3 protein-coding genes and 1 pseudogene are annotated in these 3,744 nt (G+C 66.3%); 1 reads left to right on the top strand and 3 read right to left on the bottom strand.

Annotated elements, in window-relative coordinates:
- Both ACIPIA_RS12050 and ACIPIA_RS12045 read right to left on the bottom strand, forming a co-directional pair.
- A pseudogene (locus ACIPIA_RS12050) lies at nucleotides 1–276 on the bottom strand (methylmalonyl-CoA mutase); the annotation flags it as partial.
- Nucleotides 277–457: 181 nt separating this feature from the next.
- The gene (locus ACIPIA_RS12045) at nucleotides 458–844 is read right to left on the bottom strand and encodes a DUF2267 domain-containing protein (protein WP_400509790.1); all 387 of its coding nucleotides are present in this window, start codon (nucleotides 842–844) and stop codon (nucleotides 458–460) included.
- A gap of 157 nt (nucleotides 845–1,001) precedes the next feature.
- Here ACIPIA_RS12045 and ACIPIA_RS12040 point away from each other — a divergent pair, with 157 nt between their 5' ends.
- Nucleotides 1,002–2,543 carry a helicase HerA-like domain-containing protein gene (locus tag ACIPIA_RS12040; protein ID WP_400509788.1) on the top strand — a complete coding sequence of 514 codons (1,542 nt, stop codon included), beginning with the start codon at nucleotides 1,002–1,004 and terminating at the stop codon, nucleotides 2,541–2,543.
- Between the two features lie 91 nt (nucleotides 2,544–2,634).
- On the opposite strand, the gene ACIPIA_RS12035 is transcribed toward ACIPIA_RS12040, so the two are convergent.
- On the bottom strand, nucleotides 2,635–3,744 hold a 1,110-nt coding region (locus ACIPIA_RS12035), incomplete at its 5' end, for an Nramp family divalent metal transporter (RefSeq protein WP_400509785.1).

The following is a 3,744-nucleotide window of genomic DNA, read 5'->3' as shown; positions in this document are numbered from 1 at the left end:
ATCGGCCAGGGCAAGTGCCTGCGCCTCCTTCGGTTCCGGGTGGTCCAGTCTCGCCGCGACATGCCAGCGCCCGGCCTCCGCGCGCAGGGCACGGGCGGCGGGCGAGGCGGCAGGATAAAGCGGCTCGATGCGAATGCCGTCAGCGGTGCGTCCGACCAGCCGCTTCTCGAAATCCGAGCCCTTCAGAACCTTGTCGACGGCCGCGCGCCAGGCGTCATGCGACGGCGACGGGAAAGCGTCGAGATAGGGAAGGTCGGATTGGGCAGCCGAGTTCATACGCGCCGATGCTCCTCTTCCGCACAGTGTGCAGCCGTGGAGCGCTGATTGCCATGGGTGCGCGCGCACCGCCATCCCTACTTCGTCGCAAGGCAGGTGCAGGAATGCGAATAGCAATCGAAAACGCCGCCGTGAGACCGTCCGAAGACGGTGCCGCGACGGCGCAAATCGAGGCGAATGCTCAGACGAACTGGCCGAGGCCCGGAATGGCGCCGACGATCGCGCCCATCGCGTCCTCGCCTGCCTTCTCGCGGCCGACGGCGAACATTTCCTTCGAGACGCTCTGGATCTGGCCCATCGAGAGGCCGGCGCCCATGAGCTGGCCGCCGAGCGCCATGACGCCGCCGCCACCGCCCATCAGCCCGCCGATCGCGCCGAGCATCCCGCCCTTGGCGCCACCTTCCGCATCGGCCAGCGCCTGCGCGCCCGGCAGGGCCGCCATCAACTGGCCGATCTCGGCCGCCGGGCCTTCCTTCTGCAGGAATGCGAGGATGATGCCGACCGCCTTGCGGGCGAGGTCTTCGTTGATGCCGGCGGCCGCAGCCACCCGCGTGAGCAATTCTTCCATGGGCTCGACCCCCCTCGCCAAACGGCTTCGCCACGAAGCCTTCCAAAAATAGTTTACATATTTACGATCTGATTTCCAGCGGCCTTGGGCTTCCGCGCTCTGCGTCGTTTGGTTACACCCTCAACTGACGTTCTGGGAAATCTCATAGGCGGATGCGATGGCGGATGACGGCGCGATTCTGATCGGCAAGAGCGGCAAGCCGGAGAACCTGTTGCTCAAGCTCGCCAATCGTCATGGCCTCGTGACCGGCGCGACCGGAACCGGGAAGACCGTGACGCTCCAGGTCATGGCCGAAGGCTTTGCCCGCAACGGCGTCCCCGTCTTCGCCGCCGACATCAAGGGCGATCTGTCAGGCATCGTCGCGCCGGGGGATTCCAAACCGGCCTTCGTCAACCGCGCCAAGGAACTCGGGCTGAAATACGAGCCCGACCAGTTCACGACCGTCTTCTGGGACGTGTTCGGCGAACAGGGCCACCCGGTGCGCGCCACGATCTCCGAGATGGGGCCGCTTCTGCTGGCCCGTCTGCTCGACCTCAACGACACGCAGGAGGGCGTGCTCAACATCGCCTTCCGCATCGCGGACGAGCAAAAGCTGCTGCTGCTCGACCTCAAGGACCTGCGCGCGATCCTGACTTTCATCGCCGAGAACGCGCAGGAACTGACCACCAAATACGGCAATGTCAGCTCGGCCACGGTCGGCACGATCCAGCGCGCGCTGCTCGTGCTCGAGAACCAGAAGGGCGACCTCTTCTTCGGCGAGCCGGCGCTCGACATCAACGACCTGATGAAGACGGACCGCGATGGGCGCGGCATCGTCAACATCCTCGCCGCCGACAAGCTGATGAACAATCCGCGGCTCTACGCGACCTTCCTACTCTGGCTGCTTTCTGAGCTGTTCGAGCAGCTGCCGGAGGTCGGTGATCTCGACAAGCCGAAGCTCGTCTTCTTCTTCGACGAGGCGCACCTGCTCTTCAACGGCGCGCCCAAGGCGCTGCTGACGGCGGTCGAGCAGGTCGTCCGCCTGATCCGCTCCAAGGGCGTCGGCGTCTATTTCGTCACGCAGAACCCGCTCGACATTCCCGACACGGTGCTGGCCCAGCTCGGCAATCGCGTCCAGCACGCGTTGCGCGCCTTCACCCCGCGCGACCAGAAGGCGGTCCGCGCAGCCGCGGAGACATTCCGCCAGAACCCGAAGATCAAGACGGAGGAGGCGATCAGCCAGCTCGCCGTCGGCGAGGCGCTGGTTTCGATGCTGGAAGGCAAGGGCTCGCCTGAAATGGTCGAGCGCGCGCTGATCGCACCGCCGATGGCGCAGGTCGGCCCCTGCACGCCGCAGCAGCGTCAGCAGGCGATCAATGGCTCCCCCGAGAAGGGCAAGTACGACACCATGGTCGACCGGGAGTCGGCCTATGAAGAGCTGATGAAGCGCAAGAACCTCAACCCGGACGGATCGCCGATCGAGGCGTCCGCCGGCGGCGGGGGAGGCGGCATCCTCGACACGATCGGCGGCTGGCTCGGCGGGGGTGCGCCGCAGCAGCGCCCGAAGACGGGGCCGGGCTCGCGCGGCGGCCCGCTGCCGCAGAGCATGGCCGAGAAGGTCATCACCTCGGCGGCGCGCTCGGCCGCGACCTCGATCGGCCGGCAGGTCGGCAATGCGATCCTGCGCGGCATTCTCGGGTCGATGTCGGGCAAGCGCTGACCGCGGTCTGCATCGGCACCGTCCGACGAACGAAAAGAGCGCTCCGGGGGCTCCCGGAGCGCTTCTTTGTTGGTGCGTGCTGGCGGAAGCGTCAGGCCCCCGTCGCGACGTCGAACAGCAGCTTGAGGTTCAGCACGATGATGATCGCGGCGATGACGGCTGCGGCCAGGCTGAGCCAGCGCGGCGCGACGAGCGCGCCCATCTTGGTCTTCGAGGCCGTGAACATCACCAGCGGAACCACTGCGAAGGGCAATTGCAGGCTGAGGATGACCTGGCTGAGGATGAGCAGCTTCGCCGTCTGCCCTTCGCCATAAATCAGGGTCACCGCGATGGCCGGCACGATGGCGACGAGACGCGTTACCAGGCGCCGCATCCAGGCCGGAAGGCGGATGCGCAGGAAGCCTTCCATCACGATCTGCCCGGCCATGGTCGCGGTCACGGTCGAGTTGAGGCCGCAGCACAGCAGGGCGATGGCGAAGAGCGTGGGCGCGATCGAGGCCCCGAGCAGGGGCTGCAGGAGTTCCTGCGCCTTGCCTAGCTCGGCGACATCCGTGTGCCCGGCCTTGTGGAAGGTCGCCGCGGCGAGGATCAGGATCGAGGCGTTGATCAGCAGCGCGAAGCAGAGCGCGACGGTGGAATCGATCGTCGCGAACTTCAGCGCCTCGCGCTTCTCCGGCAGGGTTTCGCCATAGGCGCGGGTCTGAACGATGCCGGAATGCAGGTAGAGGTTGTGCGGCATCACCGTGGCGCCGATGATGCCGAGCGCGATGTAGAGCATGTTCGGATTGGTGACGATCTCCGTCGTCGGCGCGAAGCCGCGGATCACCTCGCCCCAGTTCGGATCGGCGAGTGCGATCTGGATGCCGAAGCACAGGGCGATGACGCCGAGCAGCGTGATGATGAAGGCTTCGATCCAGCGGAAGCCGCGCGTCTGCAGCCACAGGATGATGAAGACGTCGAAGGCGGTGATCAGAACGCCGATCTCGAGCGGGATGCCGAAGAGCAGGTTCAGGCCGATCGCGGTGCCGATCACCTCGGCGAGATCCGTCGCGCAGATCGCGAGCTCGGCCAGCAACCAGAGCGGCCAGGCCATATAGGGGGGGTAAGCGTCTCGGCAGGCCTGCGCAAGGTCGCGGCCTGTCGCGATGGCGAGGCGCGCGCAAAGAGACTGCAGGATGATCGCCATCAGGTTCGAGACGAG

Source organism: Allobosea sp. CER48 (assembly GCF_044752385.1).
Taxonomy (GTDB): Bacteria; Pseudomonadota; Alphaproteobacteria; order Rhizobiales; family Beijerinckiaceae; genus Allobosea.
Note: the sequence above shows the minus strand (reverse complement) of the source record. Positions and strands in the feature narration are given on the sequence as shown.

Bases quoted from the DNA above. Each gene is read 5' to 3' on its own strand.
- ACIPIA_RS12040 (WP_400509788.1), top strand. From the start codon at position 1,002: ATGGCGGATGACGGCGCGATTCTGATCGGCAAGAGCGGCAAGCCGGAG.
- ACIPIA_RS12045 (WP_400509790.1), bottom strand. From the start codon at position 844: ATGGAAGAATTGCTCACGCGGGTGGCTGCGGCCGCCGGCATCAACGAA.